Below are 22,026 nucleotides of genomic sequence, written 5' to 3' on the forward strand. Positions count from 1 at the left end.
ACCACCCCGACCCCACCGTGTCCGTACCAGCGCGTGTGGTGTCCCGAGGCCGGTAGATTGGGGTCGGTTGGTGGCTGTGCGCGCAGGGTCACCCGTAACACGACCCGACCAGCGAAGGACACCGCCATGACCAGTGTGGGCAACGAGATCGAACTGACAGTGGACGACGTCGCCCACGGTGGATGGTGTGTGGGCCGTCTGGACGACCAGGTCGTCTTCGTCCGCCACGCCCTGCCGGGTGAGCGGGTCCGGGTGCGCGTCACCGAGAAGACCACCCGTTTCCTGCGCGGCGAGGCCGTCGAGGTCCTCACCGCCTCCCCTGACCGGGTCGAGGCGCCGTGCGTGTTCTCCGGCCCCGGCATGTGCGGCGGCTGCGACTGGCAGCACGCCACCCTGGAGTCCCAGCGCAGGATGAAGGGCAAGGTCGTCTCCGACCAGCTGAGCCGGATCGCCGGGATCGACCTCGACGTGGCCGTCGAGGAGCTTCCCGGGACCCCCGACGGTCTGGGCTGGCGCACCCGCGTGCGGTTCTCCGTGGACGAGGACGGCCACGCCGGTCTGCGCCGCCACCGGTCCCACGACATCGAGCCGGTCGACCAGTGCCTGATCGCCCACCCGGGGGTCAGCGAGCTCGGCGTCACCGAGGTCAAGTGGGAGGGCGTCAAGGACGTCGAGGCGGTCGCCTCCGCCACCCGCGCCGACCGCGCGATCGTGGTCACCCCCACCACCGCCAAGCTCGGCACGCTGCCCGAACTCAAGGCCTCCAGCGCCGTGCTGCGCCGCTTCAAGGGCGGCCGGGTGCAGTCGGTGCGCGGGCGCAAGGGCGTGCGCGAGGACGTGGCCGGACGTGAGTACCGGGTGGGCGCGGGCGGCTTCTGGCAGGTCCACCCCGCCGCCGCGGAGACCCTGAGCGCCGCCGTGCTGGACGGCCTGGAGCCCCGCGAGGGCGAGACCGCCCTGGACCTGTACTGCGGTGCGGGCCTGTTCACCGGCGCGCTCGCCGACGCCGTCGGTGCCGAGGGCCGTGTGATGGGTGTGGAGAACGGCGAGCACGCCGTGCGCGACGCCCAGTACAACCTCAAGGACCTGCCGCAGGTGCGGATCGAGCGGGCCGACGTTGCCAAGCAGATGCGTGAGTGGGCCGACGTGCGCGCCGACGTCGTGGCGCTGGACCCGCCGCGCGCGGGCGCCGGCGTCGAGGTGGTGCGCAAGGTGGCGGGCATGAAGCCCCGCCGGATCGCCTACGTGTCCTGCGACCCGGCGACCCTGGCCCGCGACCTCGCCGAGTTCGACCGCTCCGGCTACCGCCTGGTGGGGCTGCGCGCCTTCGACGCCTTCCCCATGACCCACCACGTGGAGTGCCTGGCCGTGCTGGAGCCCGTCAAGCTGGCCCGCCGCCACCGTGAGGCCGAGCAGGACTAGGCCGTGTTTTTTGGATGCTTTCGCCGGTGGCGGCGGAGCCGCCATCGATGCGAGCGGCCGTCCAGGCAATCTCTCGCAAGACGATGAGTGAAGCTGCCCCTACTGTGCGCTGCTACGCAAGCTCCGCAGTGTCGCACAGCGGGGGCCCGCCCGGGTTTGGCTGTCCGAGCTTCATCGGCGCAGTGAGAGGCAGCCTGGTGGTCGCGAGCGCGGAATGATCCAAAAAACACGGCCTAGGACCCCTGACCGGGGCGCAGACCCCGGCTGGCGTCGTCCGGCGCGGAGCCGGACCGGAGCCGTACGAAGGGCCCGGGACCACAGTGGTCCCGGGCCCTCGTCGTGCGAAGGCCGCCCGCGCGCCGGACGGGACGCGCGGGCGGTGGTGTCACAGGTCGGAGCACTGCCCCGCGACGGAGCCCGTGACGTCGTTGGCCGCACCGAAGTCGGTCACGGCCGGGTTGTTGCCGGAACAGGCCACGGAGCCGCGCACGGTGTTCCCGGCCAGGACCGGCCCGTAGCCGCTCGCCTCACCGGACCAGGTGTCGGCGGGCACCTGGGTGTTGTCGTTCAGCGCCAGCGCGCCCGAAAGACTGGAACCCAGGAGCGTCACCTCGGAGGTGGTGCCGGAGATCGACACCGCGCCGCTCACCTGGGTGCCGGAGAGTCGCACGGTGTGGGCGCCGGAGGCGGACAGGCCGCCCCTCAGGGATCCACCCTCGACCACGAGGGACGCGCCCCCGGTCACGGTGACCTTGCCGCGCACGTCGGCGCCGTCGAGGCAGACCACGCCCTCATCGACCCGCAGGCCGCCGTTGACCGCGCCGCTCACGGTCTCGGTGCACTCCAGCTCCGCGCCGGGTACGACCGTCGCCGTGAAGGACTCCGGGGAGCCGATGTTGCCCGCCGAGTCGATCGCCCGGTGCTCCACGGTGTGGGTGCCCCAACCGGGCTCGTGGGAGTCGACCTCGAAGACCGCCATGGACAGGCCGCCGCTGCCGAGGCTCCCGTAGACGAGGTCGTCGACGTTGGTCCCGTCCGGGGTGAACCGGAACGGCGCCTCGGAGTCCTCCGGCCAGCCGTAGTAGTGGTGCCAGCCGTCTCCGTCGACCCGGAACTCACCGACCACGTGGCCCTCGCCGTCGTCCTCGGGGGACAGGCGCATGGAGAACTCGTTGAGGTACAGGTGGTGTTCGCCGCCCGCGACCGTGGCGGCTGCCTCGGAGAGCTCGCGCGGGGCGCTCGGGGCGGTGGCGTCCACGGTCCAGGTGAGGGTCTGGGACCCCGACCCCTCGGGATCGGTCACGGTCGCGGACAGCACGTGGTCACCGGCCGGGAGGTCGAACTCGCCCAGGTCGAGGGTGCGGCCGTCGGTCGAGGTGGACACGGTGGACCCGTCCAGCTCCCAGGCGACCTCCATGATCCGGTCGGTGGGGCGGGTGGTCTCCGCGTAGACCACCTCGGTGGCGCTGACGGCGCGCTCGGTGTCGCGGTGGCGGGTGAAACCGGCCTCGGCCTCGACGGGCTCCAGGGACTCGCCCACGGTCCACGTGAGAGTCCGGGTCATCGCCGCGGACGCGCGGATGTCGGGGTCGCGGACGAACTCGGTGGGGTCCTGGACCCGGACGCTGATCCGCGCCCCTGCTTCCAGGTCGAGCCCGGCCAGTTCCAGACCGCGCGCGCCGGAGGCGTCGGTCAGCTCCTCGCCGTCCACCGTCCAGGTGTAGTCCAGCTCGTGGTGGACGGGGTGCGGGCCCTCGACCCACACTGCGTCCTCGGCGCCCACCTCGCCCTCAGGGGTGGACGAGACCGGCAGGGTCGCCCGGTCCCGCAGCCCCGAGATCCGATGGGTCATCACCTCTCGCCCGACCTGGTCGAAGTAGTAGCCCAGGGTCTTGAGCATGGAGTGGTTGCTGGGGCGCCAGACGTCCTCGGAGTGGTAGAGGCCGCCCTCGTGGCCGTCCGGGTCGGCGGCGCCGATGGTGCCGCCGGACTCGCTCTCCTCACCGAGCCAGCGCCACCACTTGGCCTCCTCGTCGAGCATCCGCTCGGAGCTCATGAGGGTGTGGTGGGCCGAAGCGGGTTCCGCGCCGGTGTAGCGGCCCAGACTGGTGTCCCGGAAGTAGTACGGGTACTCGTCCTGGAGCGCACCCAGCGAGTGCGCCAGTTCGTGGGGGCTGATCAGCGCGGAGAGCGCGTTGCCCGACGAGGCCGTGGCCAGGCGTCCGCCCGCGCCACCGTAGGTCTCGCTGTTGGCCAGGGCCAGGATCTGCCGGTTGTTCGCGGACACCCCGGGGACCATGTCGGCGGCGGCGTTGGCCGCTGACGAGTCCACGGTGAGCAGGCGTTCCAGGGCGGACTCGTCGCAGCCGTTGAAGAACCCCATGCCCAGCGCCGTGTCCCGCCGTTCCCAGCCGTGGGCGGGGTCGCAGTCCACACCGGACTCCGCCGAGGGGGTCTCCACCAGGTAGACGTTGAAGTAGTTCCGGTAGGAGCGGAAGGGCTCGATGCTCCACTGCACGTTGAGGTGCTGGTCCACCTGCTCGCGGAAGAGGGGCATCTCCTCCTCGGTGTAGCCGTCGCCCAGCAGGACCAGGTTGAACCGTTCGGAGGGGTCACCGGTGACCTGGAGGGGCACCACGGAGGCTCCGTCCAGGGGAGCGGCCTCGGCTGGGGCTTCCGTGCCGTCGAGCACGGCGGCCGTGGCCAGCAGGGACAGGGCGGCCAGGGCCGCCGCGGATCTGCGCAAGGGGTTTCCTTCGATCAGGGGATGTGGGGGATGTTGCCGGGAAGCGTACTGACGTTCGTACGCCGTCTACCAGGGGAAGGGCCATAAGCACTTCGATAACCCCCCGCCGTACGGTGGGACCGGGAACCACCAGCGAAGGAGCGCCCTCATGGCACAGAACGGCAGAGTTCCGGGGGAGGACCACCCCATCACCGTCGAACCCACCACCGAGGCGGTGCGGGTGAGCGTCGGGGACCGGTTGATCGCGCGGAGCACCACCGCGCTGACCCTGCGCGAGGCGGGCTACCCGCCGGTGCGGTACGTTCCGCTCGCCGACGTCGACCCCGGTGTCCTGCGCCGGAGCGCGACCACCACCTACTGTCCCCACAAGGGCACCGCCGCCTACTACGACCTGGTCCTTGGCGACGAGGAACTCACCGACGCGGTGTGGGCCTACGAGCAGCCCTACGACGCCGTCTCCGACATCGCCGACCATGTCGCCTTCTACCCCGGGCCCGTCAAGGTCACCGTGGGGACCTGACCCGGACCGATGCGCCGAAACCGCCCTCGCGGGGGGAGGTTCGGGCCGACGAGACGGGTGGCGCCCCGGCCTCGGGGCGCCACCCCCGGGGCCTAGCGGCGGCGGGGCCCGGGTGCCTTCAGGACGGCCAGGCCCAGGGCGAGGACGACCAGCCCGGACCAGGAGACCAGCGGGAGGCGTTCACCCACCAGGGCCACGCCCAGCACCGCCGCCACGGCGGGTTCGGCCAGGCTCAGCGTGGTCGCGGTGGAGGCCGAGGTGCGCCGCAGCCCGTGGCCGAACAGCCAGTAGGCGAGGAACACCGTGAACAGGGCCAGGTGCAGGGCGACCAGCGCGCCGCTCACCGTGGCCAGCCATGCGGTTCCCGCGGCCAGCACCACGGGCAGCACGAGGACGCCGCCCCCGGCGAACATCGTCCCCATGACCGCGCCGGACGTGTGCCCGCGCCGGATCAGCTTCTCGGCGATGATCGCGTACAGCGCGTACGAGAACCCGGCGACCAGGGCGAGGAACACGCCCAGGGTGTTGGTGGAGCTGGCGGCGCCGGTGAGTTCGGGGCCCAATACCAGCACCGCGCAGCCGACCACGGCCGCGACGGTGGCCGTCACCCAGCGCGCGGTGGGCCTGGCCCGGTCCACGCACCAGGCCAGCAGCCCGGAGAAGACGGGGGCGCTGCCCAGGGTGATCACGGTGCCGACAGCCACTCCGGCGTTGGCTACGGCGGGGTAGAAGGACAGCGGGTACCCGGCGACGGCGACGGCTCCAAGCAGGAGCACCCACCGGGTCCGGGCGTCGGAACCGGTGACCAGGGCGGTGGAGCCCCGTCCGGCCAGGAAGAGCAGGAGCCCGCCGAGGACCAGCCCGGCGGAGCCGATAGCGGCCGGGTGCGCGCCGTCGGGCGCGAAGGAGCTGGCGGTTCCGGTGGTGCCCCACAGGACGGCGGCACCGAGGATGGGCAGCGCGCCACCGGTGAACCGGTGCGGGGTCGATCGCGGCGCGGCGTTGGAGGAGGTGTGGTCTGGCACGTTCGTACTTTCCGTCTGGACGCCTGGGAAGGGATCGTTGACGGGCGCACGACGCAGCGGCCGCTCACCGGATCGGTGCGGCCTCCGAGTTCGGGGAGGTCAGCGTGTGCGCCCGGTCAGGCGCACAGCGGCGGAAGGACCTTGTGCCAGTAGTAGTTCACGCCCCCACGGTAGCGTGAAGCGGGCCGACCGGACACGTCGGGGTTCCCTTGACCGAGGTCGGCGACCGGCCGTGGGAGCGGACACGCATGGTGCGTGAGCAGGAGTCCGCGGGGAGTCAGCGGCAGGCGGGGTCGCGCTGGTCGGAGCCGTACGGGGAGGGGAGACTGCTCCACCGGTTCGGCGCCCGGGCCGGGGCGGGGACGGTGTCGTCGGCCACCTCCAGGAGCTCCGCCAGCTCCTCTGTGGTGGTGTCGGCGGACAGCAGGGACTCCCAGTGCTCCTCCACCACCTGGGAGACGGACTGCTGGGGGAGGCCGAGGATCGCGTGCGTCAGGCTCAGGTCGAGTTCGGAGGGGTCGTAGTAGGAGAGGAACTCCTCCGCTGCCTCGGTGCCGAGCCGTTCGTCCGCCGACACCAGCCAGGCTCCCAGGATGATCCTGGCCTGTCCCTCGCCCGAGCACGAGTGGTCCCAGTGCCGGGGGAGGCCGAGCACGTTCATGGTGACCTCGGTGGCCAGGGCGTCGCGGTAGTAGGGGACCTCGGGGTCCCATTCGTCGAACACGATGACCGTCCCCGGCGGCGGGAACGGCTGGGCGGAACGCGGGAGGACCAGTCCGCCGGTCTGGAACTCGCGGACGTCCCGGCGCAGGTGCTGGGTGCCCTGCCACACCACTGGCAGGCGGTCCCGGGCGCGATCGGGTATCCGCGCCACCGTGGGAGAGAGCGCGGCGTGCCAGTAGTCGATCCAGGACTCGTAGCCGGGGAGGGGACAGTAGGTCACGCCCTCCCGGACCCGGCACGGGTCGGCCTCGGCGCCGTACAGGTCCTGGTCGGTGAAGGGCGTCTCGTAGGAGTAGGTCCGCTGCGCGTACACGTTGACGAAGGCCACCCCCGCGAGCAGGAGCGCCGCCGCCCCCAGAGTGACCGGCCGCAGGAACCAGGAGCCCTCCCGCCGCGCGAGCGCGAACACCAGCAGGAAGGCGGCCATGAACGAGATGTGCAGCAGGGACAGCACACCGAGTTCGGTCACGGCGGGTTCGGCGACGGGCAGGGGATCCAGCACCCACCGGGCCACGCCGTTCAGCCGCCGCAGGATCTCGTCGGCCCTGGTCCCCATCGACGTCACCGTGTACAGCAGGTACGCGGGGACGAGCAGCAGCAACACCACCAGCGGGGTGTACGAACGGGTCCAGACGGCACTGGCCACCGCCCCCAGCGGCCCGCACCAGGCCAGCACGAACAGGGCCAGGACCGCGGGCGGGCTGGCCGTCCCGGCGGTCGGCTGCGAGTTGGCCACCAGGTGGGAGAGGACCAGTACACCCACGCACACCGACGTGACCAGCACGGACGCCAGCGAGAGGGACAACAGGCGGGCGCGCGCCGACAACGGCAGCGCGAACCCCTCCGAATGGCGCACCTCCCGGATCGCCGGGAAGGTCGTGACAGCGAACATCACCGCGGCCAGCCCCAGCGCCTGGAGCCTGACCTGGTCGATCAGATCGGACCAGGTCGGCATCGGAGGCCGGTACGCCGAGTACACGAGCCCGACCAGGGCCACGGGCACCACGACCAGGAACACCGGGCTCACCAGCAGGTGGCGCAGGTTGAACCGGGTCAGCGCCCAGAAGGTCGGGACGCCGCTCACCGGGTACGGCTCCGTGCCCCGGTGAGCAGAAGATAGGCGTCCTCCAGCGACGGCTCCACCGGGACGCGCGCCGCAGAGTCCGGGTTCTCGACGCCCTCGGGCACGAGCACCCGGTAGCGGCCGTCCGCCAGCCGCCAGGAGGTCACGCCCTCCTCGGGGCGCGAACCCTGCTCCCACACCCGGCCGCGCGCCCGGGCCACCAGCTCCCCGGGTGTGCCGTCGAAGATCACCCGGCCCTGGTCCAGGCACAGCACCCGACGGCACAGCGCGGCCACGTCCTCGATCTGGTGCGTGGAGAGCACCACCGTGCTGCGCACCGCGAGTTCGGAGACGAGGTCGCGGAACCGGATGCGCTGTTCGGGGTCCAGGCCGATCGTGGGCTCGTCGAGCAGGAGGAGCTCGGGGTCGCCGAGCAGCGCCGCCGCCAGCCCCAGGCGCTGGCGCATACCGCCGGACAGACGGCGCACCCGGCTGTGCCTGCGGTCGTACAGGTCCACCCTGCGCATGGCGCGGCGGACCTCGTCGTGGCGTTCCCGGCGCCCGCCCAGTTCCTTGAGCACCGCCACGTAGTCCAGCAGTCCGAACACGGTGAAGTGCGGGTAGAACGAGGGGAACTGCGGCAGGTAACCCATCCGGCGGCGGATCTCGGTGCGGTCCGCGGACCGTTCCGGGTCGCGTCCCAGCACCCGCATCCGGCCGCCGGTGGCCTCCAGGTCGGTGGCCAGGCAGCGCATCAGCGTAGTCTTGCCCGCGCCGTTGCGCCCGAGCAGACCGGTCACCCCCGGCCCCAGTTCCAGGTCGATCCCGTCGAGGGCCCGGCGTGTGCCGTAGCTGCGGACCAGCCCGCTCACGCTGACCCGGTTCGCTGTCGAGACCCCCTCGCCCGTGGTGCCGGTGGTCACGCGGCCCTCACCCGGAGCAGGACGACCCCGGCCAACAGGGCGAGCGCCGTCGCCCAGCTGGCCTGCGCGGTCGGTGTGAACAGCAGCATCGGGTCGAGGCCGTCGGTCGCCCCGAGCAGGACCAGGGCGAGCAGCCACGCGGCGCCGACGCCCCCTCCGGCCAGGCTCAGCGCCATCCACCGGCTCAGCGCCAGACACCCGGCCACCATGGCCAGCGCGGGCAGCAGCCAGAAGACCGCCTCTGACAGCGTGGAGACCGAGGGCATCAGGAGCGCCGCCGTGGTGCACAGCACCAGGGCGGGTACCAGGACCGCCGCCGTGCGCAGGAAGAGGAGCCGGTACCCCGCCAGGGGTGTGACGGACGTGAGGCTGTGTGCCGGGTCCACCCCCCGCCCGTAGGCGAGGGCCACCCCGATCAGGGGCACGACCGGCGCGGTGATGGAGAACAGCAGGGAGCCGCGCGGCACCTCGTGCGCGACGGCCAACGCCATGGTCAGCACGAGCACGGTGGCGCCCAGCCAGGCCCGGTAGAGCTGCGGGGTGGCGGCCAGGAGTTTGGCGGTGTTCTCGCGCAGGCCGATCGCGGAGAGCAGGCGTTCGACCGCGCCGCGCCGGGGCTGGTCAACGACGTCGCGCAGGTCGGCCCAGCTGCGGTCCAGCCAGTCCTCGTCGGCGGGCAGGAGGGAACGGCAGTGGGCGCAGTGCGTCAGGTGGGCCTCGGCGGACATCGCGGTGACGTCGTCGGCGGTGTGCGCCGCGTACCGGTGGAGTTGGTCGTGGGTCAGGTGCCAGCTCATGTGGTCAGTGCCTCCCGTAGCCGCGCCTTGGCGCGCATGACCCGTGTCTTCACGGTTCCCTCGGGTATCTGGAGGATCTCCGCCGCCTCCCGCACGGTCAGGCCGTCGAGCACGGTGGCCTGGATCGCCGAGCGCAGTTCGGGGGAGAGCTCGTGCAGGGCGGCGCCCAGGGGGCCGTGCTCGATGTTGAGCAGCACGGTGTCCTCGGCGGACGCGTCGCCGATCGTCTCGTACGGTTCGGGTTCGCTCTCGGCGATCCAACGGTTGGCGCGTTTGCGCAGCTGGGAGATGAGCTGGCGGATCGCGATGGTCCACAGCCAGGCCCCGGCGTCGTTGTCCCCCGGGCGGGGGGTGAAGGAACCGGCGTTGCGCCACACCGCCAGGAAGGTCTCCTGGAGGGCGGCGTCGAGTTGGTCGTTGTCGGAGCAGCGGTAGCGCAGTCGGGCCCGCAGCCAGGGAGCGTGTCTTCGGTGCAGGATCTCCAGGGCTTCGGTCTCTCCGGCTGCGACGGCGGACAGCAGCACGGGATCGGCGCTGTCGGGTCCGTAGGCGGGTGCGCGTCGTCGTGCGCGGCGGAGAAGCTTCACGTGGAGGGCTATCGCGGGTCGGGGACGGAACGGTTCAGGCGGGGGCCGGGATCCGTCGGCGCTGACCTCGGCTTTTCCACAGTACCCGCGCGGCGGTTTCCGAACGGTCGGTGCGGTGGGAGAAAATGGGGCGTATGCGCCTGAGGATCTTCCTTGAACCCCAGCAGGGGGCCACCTACGAGGACCAGCTCGCCGTCGCCCGAGCCGTTGAGGACCTCGGGTTTGACGCCCTGTTCCGGTCTGATCACTATCTGTCGATGGGCGACCATGTCAGCGGGCTCCCCGGTCCGACTGACGCGTGGATCACCCTGGCCGGTCTGGCCAGGGAGACCTCCCGGATCCGTCTGGGCACCCTGATGACGGCGGCGACCTTCCGCCACCCCGGCCCGCTGGCCATCTCCGTCGCGCAGGTCGACCGCATGAGCGGCGGCCGGGTCGAGTTCGGTTTCGGCGCGGGCTGGTTCGAGGAGGAGCACGCGGTCTACGGGATCCCCTTCCCCGACTCCGCGCGGGAGCGGTTCGACCGCTACGAGGAACAGCTCGACATCATCACGGGGTTGTGGTCCACCCCGGTGGGGGACACCTTCCGGTACGAGGGCAGGCACTTCCGGCTGGCGCAGGGACCGGCCCTGCCCAAGCCGCAGCAGGGTCCGCACCCGCCGGTGCTGATCGGAGGGACGGGCCCCAAGCGCACGCCGAGGCTGGCGGCCAAGTTCGCCGACGAGTACAACGTTCCGTTCTGCTCGCTGGAGGACACCGAGGCGGCCTTCGGGCGCACCGCTGACGCTGTCCGGGCGTCCGGTCGCACGGTGCCGATGGTGTACTCGGCGGCGCAGGTGCTGTGTGCGGGGCGTGACGAGGCGGAGGTGTCCAGGCGGGCCGCCCGGATCGGCCGCGACGTGTCGGAGCTGCGCCAGAACGGTCTCGCCGGTACCCCCGACGAGATCGTGGAGCGGATCGGCCGGTTCGCGGCCGCCGGTGCGGAGAGAATGTACCTGCAGGTCCTGGACCTGTCCGACCTCGACCACCTGGAGCTGGTCGCCTCGGCGGTGGCACCGCAGCTGGACTGAACGGGACCGGGCACGGGGGGTGTCCGAGGGGGATGCGCCCCACCCGATAACTTGATATCGAGATACAAGTTGGATACCTTGACATCAAGATAACAGCGGGGTTCCCCCCACCCGCTCCCGGCTCGGGCCTGTGAGGTCGACCGCTTTTCGGCAGCGCGTCCCGGGCCCGTGAGTGTCCGCGGCCAGTCGGCCGCGACCGGTGACGATGTGGCGTCGTCGCAGGTCAAAGCGGCCCTGATGGATCACGGAGGCGATGGGGGTGCTCATCCGCGACCCCCGTGCCCCGGTGATCCGGTTAGGGCGGCCTCAGTAGGTCCCGCATCCACCCCATGGGGCAGGATGCTGGGGACAAAGTGGCGAGATCAGGAGGCAGACACCGTGTCCGCGAACAGCTTCGGCGCCCGTGACACGTTGCGCGTTGGCGACGAGTCGTATGAGATCTTCCGGTTGGACGCCGTCAAGGGCTACAACCGACTTCCCTACAGCCTGAAGGTGCTGCTGGAGAACCTCCTCCGCACCGAGGACGGCGCGAACGTCACCGCCGAGCACATCACGGCCCTCGGCAACTGGGACGCCAAGGCCCAGCCCAGCCAGGAGATCCAGTTCACCCCCGCGCGGGTGATCATGCAGGACTTCACCGGCGTCCCGTGCGTCGTCGACCTCGCCACCATGCGCGAGGCCGTCCGAGACATGGGCGGCGACCCGGACAAGATCAACCCGCTCGCCCCCGCCGAGCTGGTGATCGACCACTCCGTCGTCGTCGACCTCTTCGGTCGCCCCGACGCCTTCGAGCGCAACGTCGAGATCGAGTACGAGCGCAACTACGAGCGCTACAAGTTCCTGCGCTGGGGCCAGACCGCCTTCGACGAGTTCAAGGTCGTCCCGCCCGGCACCGGCATCGTGCACCAGGCCAACATCGAGCACCTCGCGCGCGTCACCATGGACCGCAAGGGCCAGGCCTACCCCGACACCTGCGTCGGCACCGACTCGCACACCACCATGCAGAACGGCCTGGGCATCCTGGGCTGGGGCGTCGGTGGCATCGAGGCCGAGGCCGCCATGCTCGGCCAGCCGATCTCCATGCTCATCCCGCGCGTGGTCGGCTTCAAGCTCACCGGTGAGCTCAAGCCCGGCACCACCGCCACGGACCTCGTGCTCACCATCACCGAGAAGCTGCGCGACCACGGCGTCGTCGGCAAGTTCGTCGAGTTCTACGGCGAGGGCGTCGGCTCCGTGCCGCTGGCCAACCGCGCCACCATCGGCAACATGAGCCCGGAGTTCGGTTCCACCGCCGCGATCTTCCCGGTCGACGACGAGACCATCCGGTACATGCGCCTGACCGGCCGCTCCGAGCAGCAGGTCGCCCTGACCGAGTCCTACGCCAAGGCCAACGGCTTCTGGCACGACCCGGCCAACGAGCCCGAGTTCTCCGAGTACCTGGAGCTCGACCTCGCCGAGGTCGTCCCCTCCATCGCCGGTCCCAAGCGTCCCCAGGACCGCATCGCCCTGTCGGCGGCCAAGCAGACCTGGCGCCACGACATCAGCGACTACGTCTCCGACCGGGCCGACGAGGCCGGCGCGGAGTCCTTCCCGGCCTCCGACTCCCCGGCCCAGGAGCCCAACGGCGCGCGTCCGCACAAGGCCGTCAAGGTCACCATGGCCGACGGCACCGAGACCGAGGTCGACCACGGCGCCGTCGTGATCGCCGCGATCACCTCGTGCACCAACACCTCGAACCCCTCGGTCATGCTGGGTGCCGCCCTGCTGGCCAAGAACGCGGTCGAGAAGGGTCTGTCCCGCAAGCCGTGGGTCAAGACCTCCATGGCCCCGGGCTCCAAGGTCGTCACGGACTACTACGAGCGCTCCGGCCTGACCCCGTACCTGGACAAGCTGGGCTTCAACCTGGTCGGCTACGGCTGCACCACCTGCATCGGCAACTCGGGCCCGCTGCCCGAGGAGATCTCGCAGGCGGTCCAGGACAACGACCTCGCCGTCTCGGCGGTCCTGTCCGGCAACCGCAACTTCGAGGGCCGGATCAACCCGGACGTGAAGATGAACTACCTGGCCTCGCCGCCGCTGGTGGTCGCCTACGCGCTGGTCGGGTCGATGGACGTCGACATCACCACCGAGCCCCTGGGTACCGGCAAGGACGGCCAGCCCGTCTACCTGGCCGACATCTGGCCGACGGCCGAGGAGATCCAGGAGGTCATGGACTCCGCGATCGCCTCGGACATGTACGCCAGCGCGTACTCGGACGTGTTCGCCGGTGACGACCGCTGGCGCGAGCTGCCCACGCCCACGGGCAACACCTTCGAGTGGGAGGGCGATTCGACCTACGTCCGCAAGCCCCCGTACTTCGAGGGCATGGGCCACACCCCGGCGCCGGTCACCGACATCTCCGGTGCCCGCGTCCTGGCCAAGCTGGGCGACTCGGTCACCACCGACCACATCTCCCCGGCCGGTGCCATCAAGCCGGGCACCCCGGCGGCCGAGTACCTCAAGGCCAACGGTGTGGAGCGTCGCGACTTCAACTCCTACGGTTCCCGTCGTGGCAACCACGAGGTGATGATCCGCGGCACCTTCGCCAACATCCGCCTGCGCAACCAGATCGCGCCGGGCACCGAGGGCGGCTACACCCGCGACTTCACCAAGGCCGACGCGCCGGTGGTGTTCATCTACGACGCCGCGCAGAACTACGCCGCGCAGGACACCCCGCTGGTGGTCCTGGGCGGTAAGGAGTACGGTTCCGGTTCCTCGCGTGACTGGGCGGCCAAGGGCACCAGCCTGCTGGGCGTCCGCGCGGTCATCACCGAGTCCTACGAGCGCATCCACCGCTCCAACCTCATCGGTATGGGTGTCCTGCCGCTCCAGTTCCCGGAGGGCGAGTCCGCGGACTCCCTCGGCCTGACCGGCGAGGAGACCTTCTCCGTCACCGGCGTGACCGAGCTGAACGAGGGCCGTGTCCCCAGCACGGTGAAGGTCACCACCGACACCGGCGTCGAGTTCGACGCCGTGGTGCGGATCGACACCCCGGGTGAGGCGGACTACTACCGCAACGGCGGCATCCTCCAGTACGTGCTGCGCCAGCTGATCGCCAAGTAGCGAGAGGCGTTCGAGACCGCCGCACGTGCCCACAGGCGCGAACGCGGTGCTTCGAGGGCCGCCACCGTCCGACCGACGGTGGCGGCCCTTCTCGTGTTGTGGCCCCCCGCGCGTTCCGGCCTGACCGAAAGGTCCGGATATGCTCTGGGTATGCCCTCGCCCCCCGGACCAGGTCTCCCTTCATGGCGCGCGGACCTGCTCCGACGCGCCCTGGTGCTGTGCGCCGCGTCGCTCCTGGCGGTGCTCACCACGACGCCCGCGGCCCTGGCCGAACCAGCACCCGAGACGGTCGAGGCCCACGAGGACAGCCGGACCCCGGCCGAGTACTACGCGGACGAGCTCGCCGAGCGCCCCGAGGGCGCGGCCGTCGTCGTGGACGACTCCCTGGCGGGCCTCGGAGACGTGGCCGAACTGGAGCGGGAGCTGCACGCCCTCTTCTCCACCCTCGACGTCCCCTACCACGTGATCGCCAGCCCCTTCCCCGGACAGGGGTCGGACTGGGGCACCGGTCCGGTCCTGCCCGCGGTGATGGACCGGCTCGACCGCGACGGCGTGTACGTGCACCTGCGGCCAGAGACCTACACGCAGGACGTGCGGGTACGCGGCTACGACCTCCCGGCGGAGGAGAGCCTGCGCTCGCTGAGCGACGACCCCAGGCTGGAGTACGACTCCGGTCCCGACGAGGTCGCCGCCGTCCTCGTCGAACGCCTGCGGGGCGAGGCCACCGCGCCCGTGGACGGTCACGAGGGGCGGACCGAACCCGGCGCGCTGGCGGTCTTCTGGGAGGAGTTCCTCGACGACGTCGACCCGACCCGTTCGGTCGGCGCCGAGAACCTCGGCACCCTCTCCGGGCTCTCCTCCGGGTTCCTGCTCGGGACGGGTGTGGTCTGGGTGTGGTGGCGCTCCGTGCGCGGCCGTCGGCGGCGCCACGAGGTGACCGTGGTGTCCGTGCTCACCCTGGCCCTGGCCGGTGCCGCGGTCGCCGGGCCCTACGCCTACATGATGAGCGTGCCCAAGGGAGGGGTGGAGACCGCCTGGGAGACTCCGGACGTCCAGTCCGTCCCGCCGTACGTCGCCAACACCGAGCGGGTCGAACGCCTGGTCTCTGAGACCGGGTCCGCGCCGCTGTACGTCGCGCCCCTGGTCACGATGGACCGCACCGGCCTGACCGCCACCGCCGAGCGGTTGGAGGACGCCGAGATCCCGGTCCGCGCCCTGGTGATGTCCATGAGCCCGTCCGACGAGTCGGAGGGGGACCCCGAGGTGCTGGCGTACTCGCTGGCCGCGCTCACCGAGGGACCGTCCGTGTACGTGGTCGCCACCACCGACTTCGAGGGCAGGGTCGAACTCGCTGCAGGGTCCTCGGGCCTGGGCATCGACGCCTACGCCCTGAGCTTGGCCGTCCGAGACGTGGTCGCCGACACCCCGGCCGAGGCCGTCGAGGCCGCGCTGCCCGCCCTCACCGCGCTGCCCACCGACCCCGGTCAGCCCGACACCGAACCCCTCTTCGCCCACTCCTACGACGAGGACCCCGGGCCGAGGTCCGAACGGTTCCTCGGTGACGGCTTCCTGCCCTGCCTCCTCGTGGTCGGGCCCCTCCTCTCCGGGCTCGTCTTCGGCGCGTTGCTCCTCCTGGTGGCCACCGTGCGCGCCGTGCGCGGGGGCACGGTCGGCGGTCGAACGCGGATGGGGGCGCGGGCGCTGCGCCGACTCGCGTTGTCGGAGACCCACGCCATGGTCCAGGAGCTGGAGGCGGCCGGGAACGGCGAGGTTCCCGCGTCGGCCATGCGCGACGCCGACGCCGCCCTGGTCGTGCTCCGGCGCCCCACGGACGCCCTCGACCTCCTCGGGGTCACGGTCCTGGCCCGGCGCGCCCGTGCGGGCATCTCCGGTGACCCCGGGGCCGGACGGCGGCCGGTCTGCTCGGCCAACCCCCTGCACGGCCGGGCGGACCGGGTCGGGAGGGTCAAGGTCGTGCCGGGGCGCCGCCCGCTGTGCGACACCTGCCTGGGCCTCCAGAACGACGCCCGTACCGCGCGCGTGCTGGAGCTGCGGATCGGCGGGGCCTGGGTCCCGCACCTGAGCCTGGACCGCGTCTGGGTGCACACCAACTACGGATCGACGCAGCGCGGCCTCGTCGACGGGATTCTGGAGGAGAGCGATGCGTAGGTTCGAGGTGCCCTCCGTCCTGGGCGCGGTTCTGGCCCTTACCCTCATGGGTACGGCACCCGTCGCCGCCGCACCGGCCGACACCGTGCCGGAGAACGCCACCGAGGCGATCACCTCCGCCCTCGCCGAGTCGCCGGTCCACGTCGACCCCGCCTACTCCGGTGCCCTGCCGGAGGAGGTCCGTCAGGAGGCCGTCGCACTCATCGAGGGCTCCGACCTGCCCCTGTACGTGGTCGCGGTACCGATGGTGGAAGGGGACACCTGGGACGGCGACCCCGAGAACCTCGCCGTCCTGGTCCACGACCACATGGGCGGCGGCCGGGCCCACATCCTGGTGTTCGCCAACGACCGCATGCACGGGTGGGACTACGGGAGCGGAACGGACCTTCCCGCCCACTACGGCGCCCTCACCTCCTCCTACGCCACAGGGTTCAGCGGCAACCTCGGTGAGCTGGTCGAGGTCTCGGTGGAGTCGGCCCTGTCCGAGGACCCCGAGGCCGCCTACACCGCCGCAACCGAGGCCTACGACGAACAGCGGGAGGACGCCGCCGGACCGATGTCCGGTTTCTGGCGGGGCGACGGCACGGGCGCGCCCGGCTGGCTGTGGCCGTCTGTCGCCGCCCTGGCGCTCCTCCTGGCCGTCGGCGCGGTCTGGCGCTCCCGCCGCGCCAGGGTGCCCTCGCTGCCAGCCCTGGCCGTCACCCAGCACGCCGGGTTCGACAACGCCGACCGCGCCGCCCTGGACCGGCTGGTGGAGCGGGGCGCCACGGACCTCGTCGAACTGGGGGAGCGGTTGGGCCAGCTGCGTTCGCGCTCCCAGAACGAGGAGGCCACCCGGCTCCTCCAGCACGCCCTGGACGCCCGCTCCGCCGCGGCCAAGGTCCACGATCGCATGCTCGCGACCGAACCCTCCCTGCCCGACGCCGTCGGGGTCCTCGTTCTGCTCGACATGGCCGAGGACGCCATCCTGCGCAGCCGGTCCAGGTCCCGCAGGCCCCGGGTGCACTGCTACGCCAACCCCCTGCACGGCACCACCACCAAGCAGACCGACTGGCGTGAGTTCGGCGGCACCCGCACCATCCGCGTCCCGCTGTGCGCGGAGTGCGCCAGGGCGGTGCGGGGCCGCGGCCGCCCGCGCGTACTGCCCGATCAGCACCGGGGGAGTGAGGTGCCCTACTACGAGGTACCGGCCGACGAGAGCGTCTGGGCGGCCACGGGTTACGGCGCTCTGCGGGACGACCTGGTCGATCGCGTCCTGCGAGGCGACCACGGGCGCACCCGCAGGTAACGGCGCGGTATCGGATGCGCCGGGGGTGGAACCGAGTCCGTGTACGGGCGGTCAGTTCACTGTGGCACCCTGACATGGCGCCCCGCTCGGGGCCGGGAAACGACGTACGAGAGACGGGGCGGGCTGTGGACGACCCTCAGGGCCAGGGCATGCGAGTGGAGGAGGCCGGTGGCTTCCGACTTCTGCGCTCCCTGGGGCGGGGCGGTTTCGGCGAGGTGTTCCTCGGCGAGGCGGAGGACGGCACCCGTGCCGCAGTGAAGCTCCTGCACGCGAGCTGGTCCGGGGACGCGGACATGCGGCGCCGCTTCGCCGCCGAGGTGGAGCAGGCCCAGCGGGTGAGCGGCTTCTGCGTCGCCGCGATCCTGGACGCGGACCCCGACGCAGCCCAGCCGTGGATCGCCACCGAGTACATCGACGGCCCCACCCTCCAGGCCTCCGTCGAAGCCGACGGCCCGCGCACGGGAGTGGAGCTCCAGCGCCTGGCCGTCGGAACCGCGACCGCCCTGGCCGCCATCCACGCGGCGGGCGTGGTGCACCGGGACCTGAAGCCGGACAACATCATGCTCGCCCCGGACGGACCGAGGGTGATCGATTTCGGGATCGCCCGCGCCGTGGAGTCGACCTCCGTCACGGCCAGCGGGGTGGTCGGCACCATCGGCTACATGGCCCCCGAACAGCTGGAGGGCGCCCGGCTGACCGCCGCCGTGGACGTCTTCGCCTGGGCCTCGGTCATGGTGTTCGCCGCCACCGGCCGGGAGGCCTTCCCCGGCCCCACCCAGGCCGCTCGCATCGCCCGCATCCTCGGCGGACAACCCGACCTCGCAGGACTGGACGGAGCGTTCGCCGAGACCATCCGGGCCTGCCTGGACAAGGAGCCCTCGGCCCGGCCCGACGCCGAGACCCTCATGAGGTGGCTCATCTCCGCCCCGGCCGGGAACGGTCCGGTCCGCGCCGCCGGATCCGGCGGCGACCACACGCCCACGACGATCGCCCCCGGTGCCGACCGGCCGGACGCCCGGACCCGGATCGGCGTCGACCACACCAGGGTCGCCGGTCAGCCGTCCGCCGGTGCGAACCCCCCCAACCCCACCAGGGTGGCCGGGGAGGCCGATGCCGCCCCCACCCGTACCTACACGCGGATGTCCCCGTCCGACGCGCGGGAGGGCGTCGCACACGCCCGGCAGTCCGGCCCCTACCCCGCGCCTCCCAGCGGGGCGCACACCCCGCCGCCCAACGGCGCGTACCCCTCTGCCGCGTCGGGTCCCTACCCCGCGCCCCCCAGCGGATTCCACACCCCGAACACCGGGCACTCCGGGGCCACGCCTCCGTACCACTTCGTCAGCGTCCGCTTCCACGAACCCGGCGGCCTGGCCGAGGCCATGCAGCAGAACTGGGGCGCCGCGGTCCAGGTCTTCAGTGACCCCGTCGAGCGCGCGGCCCTGGGCGCCTGGCTCATGGACGACCTCGGCGACGCCATCGTCGACCGTTCCCTCTTCCGGCGCGAGGTCCGGGACGCCAACCTCGCGGTCGCCTCCTTCATCGCCCAGACCCGCCCCGACCTGCCTCCGGTCTTCCGAGGCCGGGGCGTGTCCCTGGCCGAGCTCCGGGCGCTCTTCGCCGACCCCGGCCCCCTCCTGACCGGCGCCCCGCTCAGCAACGAGATGGTCCTGCTGGCCCGCCCCGAACTCCTGCGCGTCCTCAGCGCCCACCAGGGCCCCGAGAGCGCCGAGTACCAGAGGCTGGCCGAACACCTGGACCGCGCCGAGCGCTCCGGAACCCTCCTGCACGAACAGCTCTCGCAGCGGCTCGTCGGGTGGCGGTCGAGCCAGCCCAACGTCAACCCGGCGCTGGTGCTGGCCCTCCTCCTGAACCCGCAGCTGATGGTCCCGCCCGACGACAACGGCGACACCGGGGTCGCCGAGTGGGTGGACATCCTGTGGCAGCGCGTGTCCAACTCCGGGACCCCCGAGAACGCCGGGTACGCGGCGGCGGTCTACGGCTCGCTGGGCACCCTCCAGGCCCTGGCCAGGCAGCGCCGCTACTGGGAGACCCGCTACTCCGAGGTGTCCACCACCCACGAGGAGCTCGTGAACAAGGTGGAGCTCCAGAACCGGACCGGACGGATCATCCGCTGGTGCCGGATCTCCCTCCTCGGTCTGCCCCTGGGACTCGTCCTCTCCTTGACCCCGTGGGACGCGTTCGCCGACCTCCTGATGTGGGTCGCGATGCTGGGGCTGGTCGGCATGGTCGGCGCCTTCGCGACACGGCTGGTGATGTGCGGCACCGCCGACCGCCAACGGCGGCGGCTCCTGGACCTGCACAACTCCAACCACCAGCTGCCCCAGCTGACCACGGGCGTGGAGCGCATCCGCGCGGACCTGGCCCAGGCGCGCGCGATCACCTCCAGCTGAGCCCCGGCGGACACGGGCCCTGCTCGGGCGACACGACAAGAGAAGGAAGGACGCGCTCGTGGACGAGACCACGGACTTGACGCCCGCCCCCCGCGCGGTCGGTCCGTACACCCTGACGCGATCGCTGGGCAGGGGCGGCTTCGGGGAGGTGTTCCTCGGCGAGGCCGGGGACGGCACCCGAGCCGCCGTCAAGCTCCTGCACGCCAACTGGTCCGGCGACGCGGACATGCGGCGCCGCTTCGCGGCCGAGGTGGAGCAGGCCCGCCGGGTGAGCGGGTTCTGCATCGCGGAGATCCTGGACGCGGACCCCGACGCCGCCCAGCCGTGGATCGCCACCGAGTTCATCGACGGCCCCACGCTCCACCGGGCCGTGACCGTCGAGGGACCGCGCACCGGAGCCGAGCTCCAGCGCCTGGCCATCGCCACGGCCACCGCGCTCGCGGCCATCCACGCGGCGGGCGTGGTGCACCGGGACCTGAAACCGGACAACATCATGCTCGCCCCGGACGGGCCCCGGGTGATCGACTTCGGGATCGCCCGCGCCGTGGAGTCCACCTCCGTGACCGCGAGCGGCATCGTCGGCACGGTCGGGTACATGGCCCCCGAACAGCTGGAGGGCATGCGCCTCACCGCGGCCGTGGACGTCTTCTCCTGGGCCTCGGTGCTGGTGTTCGCCGGCACCGGCAGGGACGCCTTCCACGGTCCCACCCAGGCCGCGCGCATCGCCAAGGTGCTCTCCGGGGAACCCGACACGGGCGACCTGTCCGGGCCCCTGCTGGGCACGATCCTGGCTTGCCTGGACAAGAACCCGAAGCGGCGCCCCGACGCGCCCGCCCTGCTCCACCACCTGGTCGCGGGTACCGTTCCCACTCCCGACGGCCGGACCGCGGACCAGGGCGGTGCCGGACCGACCCCCGAGCCCCCTCCCCACCACGCCGCCGCGCCTCCCTCCGGACGGCCCGCGTACCTCACACCGCCGCCGTCCCTGGTGCGGTCGCAGAACTCCTACGGGCCGCCCGCGCCCGACTCCGACACAGGGGAGGAGGCCCCGCCCTACCGGTTCGCCGGGGTGCGCTTCTCCCGCATCGAGCCCCTGGCCGCGGCCATGCAGGAGCACTGGTCGGAGGCGGTGATGGTACTCGGAGACCCGGCCGAGCGGGCCATGCTCGGGTCCTGGGTCATGAACGACATCAACGACACCAAGGTGGACCGCTCACTGTTCCGCCGCGAGGTCCGGGACGCGAACCTGGCCGTGGCCTCCTTCGTCGCCCAGGCCAGCCCGGACCTGCCACCCCTCTTCCGGGGGCACGAGCTCAGCCTCGCGGGGCTGCGCCAGCTCTTCCACGACCCGCGCCCGCTCATCACCGGCGGTCACGAGGCCAACGAACTCATGCTGTTGGCCCGGCCCCAGCTGCTGCGGCAGATGTCGGAGCACCGGCACGAGGACGCTCCGGAGCTGCGCCGGCTGGCAGAGGACGTCGAGGAGGCCGAGCGGACCGGGATGGCCTTCCACCGGGAGCTGGCGCAGAACCTCAACGGCTGGCGCGGGTTCGAGGGGCGCATGGACCCGGCGCTGGCGCTCACCTTCCTGCTCAACCCCGACCTCATGGTGCCCCCGGACCCGGGGGACATGCCCGGCGCGGCCGACTGGACCAGCGCGCTCTGGTCGCGCGTGGAGCTGGCCTCGGGAGCCCAGCGGGCGGGGTACGCGGCGGCGGTCTACGGCTCGTTGTCGGCCGTCGTGACCCTGATCCGTCAGCGCGGGGTCTGGGCCACGCAGCGGGAGTCGCTGCGACGGGAACACGACTCGTTGGCCGCCGAGGCCACCGAGGCGGGGCAGATCTCCAGGATCAGGTCCGTGTTCGTGGCGGCCGCCATCATCTTCTTCTTCCTGTCCCTCGTCCTGGGTGCGGCGATGAACGGGTCGGGGCTGGGGACGCTGTTCTTCCTGTCCTCGCTCGCGGCGGGGGGAGTCGCTCTGATCATGGTGTTCAGGGAGAACGGGAGCGCCGTTCGCGAGGCGCGCGACCTTCGCCTGCGCAACATCCCCCTCCAGGGACAGGCTCTGGCAGCGGGCCTGCGGAGCATGGACGCCGACATCCGCCGCGCACGCGAGCTCTGCTCGCGCCCGCCCCGCAAGGCCTACTGAGGCGGATCGGCTCGGCGGCCACGGGGCCCGG

General features: G+C 72.0%; 14 protein-coding genes. 8 read left to right on the top strand and 6 right to left on the bottom strand.

Features of this window, described 5'->3' with window-relative positions:
• Positions 1-126 precede the first annotated feature (126 nt).
• Positions 127-1,422: a class I SAM-dependent RNA methyltransferase gene (locus BDW27_RS17500; protein ID WP_017544988.1), complete on the top strand. Its 1,296-nt coding sequence runs from the start codon at positions 127-129 to the stop codon at positions 1,420-1,422.
• 385 nt (positions 1,423-1,807) lie between these two features.
• On the opposite strand, the gene BDW27_RS17505 is transcribed toward BDW27_RS17500, so the two are convergent.
• The gene (locus BDW27_RS17505) at positions 1,808-4,168 is read right to left on the bottom strand and encodes a M64 family metallopeptidase (protein ID WP_110050313.1); all 2,361 of its coding nucleotides are present in this window, start codon (positions 4,166-4,168) and stop codon (positions 1,808-1,810) included.
• Positions 4,169-4,316: 148 nt separating this feature from the next.
• Between BDW27_RS17505 and BDW27_RS17510 the strand changes: the two genes are divergently transcribed.
• Entirely contained in the window at positions 4,317-4,688 is a 372-nt protein-coding gene (locus BDW27_RS17510; protein ID WP_110050315.1) for a DUF427 domain-containing protein, read from the top strand.
• 92 nt (positions 4,689-4,780) lie between these two features.
• Here the strand turns inward: BDW27_RS17510 and BDW27_RS17515 are convergent, their stop codons facing one another.
• The 5 genes from BDW27_RS17515 to BDW27_RS17535 all read right to left on the bottom strand — a co-directional run bounded on the left by BDW27_RS17515 (position 4,781) and on the right by BDW27_RS17535 (position 9,806).
• Positions 4,781-5,713: a DMT family transporter gene (locus tag BDW27_RS17515; protein ID WP_110050317.1), complete on the bottom strand. Its 933-nt coding sequence runs from the start codon at positions 5,711-5,713 to the stop codon at positions 4,781-4,783.
• A gap of 277 nt (positions 5,714-5,990) precedes the next feature.
• Positions 5,991-7,520 carry a hypothetical protein gene (locus BDW27_RS17520; protein WP_110050318.1) on the bottom strand — a complete coding sequence of 510 codons (1,530 nt, stop codon included), beginning with the start codon at positions 7,518-7,520 and terminating at the stop codon, positions 5,991-5,993.
• Complete coding sequence (locus tag BDW27_RS17525) at positions 7,517-8,422, bottom strand: ATP-binding cassette domain-containing protein (protein ID WP_110050320.1); 906 nt, start codon at positions 8,420-8,422, stop codon at positions 7,517-7,519. The genes BDW27_RS17520 and BDW27_RS17525 overlap by 4 nt, the downstream gene beginning before the upstream one ends.
• The gene (locus tag BDW27_RS17530) at positions 8,419-9,219 is read right to left on the bottom strand and encodes a zf-HC2 domain-containing protein (protein ID WP_110050322.1); all 801 of its coding nucleotides are present in this window, start codon (positions 9,217-9,219) and stop codon (positions 8,419-8,421) included. Before BDW27_RS17530 ends, BDW27_RS17525 begins: the two co-directional genes overlap by 4 nt.
• On the bottom strand, positions 9,216-9,806 hold the full coding sequence (locus BDW27_RS17535; RefSeq protein ID WP_110050324.1) for an RNA polymerase sigma factor: 591 nt from the start codon (positions 9,804-9,806) through the stop codon (positions 9,216-9,218). Before BDW27_RS17535 ends, BDW27_RS17530 begins: the two co-directional genes overlap by 4 nt.
• Positions 9,807-9,940: 134 nt before the next feature.
• On the opposite strand from BDW27_RS17535, the gene BDW27_RS17540 reads away from it, so the two are divergent.
• The 6 genes from BDW27_RS17540 (at position 9,941) to BDW27_RS17565 (ending at position 21,995) form a co-directional block, all read left to right on the top strand.
• Complete coding sequence (locus tag BDW27_RS17540) at positions 9,941-10,876, top strand: LLM class F420-dependent oxidoreductase (protein WP_110050325.1); 936 nt, start codon at positions 9,941-9,943, stop codon at positions 10,874-10,876.
• Positions 10,877-11,254: 378 nt separating this feature from the next.
• On the top strand, positions 11,255-13,978 hold the full coding sequence (acnA, locus tag BDW27_RS17545) for an aconitate hydratase AcnA (RefSeq protein ID WP_017544979.1): 2,724 nt from the start codon (positions 11,255-11,257) through the stop codon (positions 13,976-13,978).
• A gap of 150 nt (positions 13,979-14,128) precedes the next feature.
• On the top strand, positions 14,129-16,147 hold the full coding sequence (locus BDW27_RS17550; protein ID WP_233515795.1) for a hypothetical protein: 2,019 nt from the start codon (positions 14,129-14,131) through the stop codon (positions 16,145-16,147).
• The gene (locus BDW27_RS17555) at positions 16,140-17,435 is read left to right on the top strand and encodes a hypothetical protein (RefSeq protein ID WP_110050329.1); all 1,296 of its coding nucleotides are present in this window, start codon (positions 16,140-16,142) and stop codon (positions 17,433-17,435) included. The genes BDW27_RS17550 and BDW27_RS17555 overlap by 8 nt, the downstream gene beginning before the upstream one ends.
• A 125-nt stretch (positions 17,436-17,560) precedes the next feature.
• Positions 17,561-19,846 carry a serine/threonine-protein kinase gene (locus BDW27_RS17560; protein WP_233515796.1) on the top strand — a complete coding sequence of 762 codons (2,286 nt, stop codon included), beginning with the start codon at positions 17,561-17,563 and terminating at the stop codon, positions 19,844-19,846.
• 58 nt (positions 19,847-19,904) lie between these two features.
• Complete coding sequence (locus tag BDW27_RS17565) at positions 19,905-21,995, top strand: serine/threonine-protein kinase (RefSeq protein ID WP_110050331.1); 2,091 nt, start codon at positions 19,905-19,907, stop codon at positions 21,993-21,995.
• Positions 21,996-22,026: the final 31 nt, after the last annotated feature.

This window comes from Nocardiopsis sp. L17-MgMaSL7 (assembly GCF_003182025.1).
Classification (GTDB): domain Bacteria; phylum Actinomycetota; class Actinomycetes; order Streptosporangiales; family Streptosporangiaceae; genus Nocardiopsis; species Nocardiopsis prasina.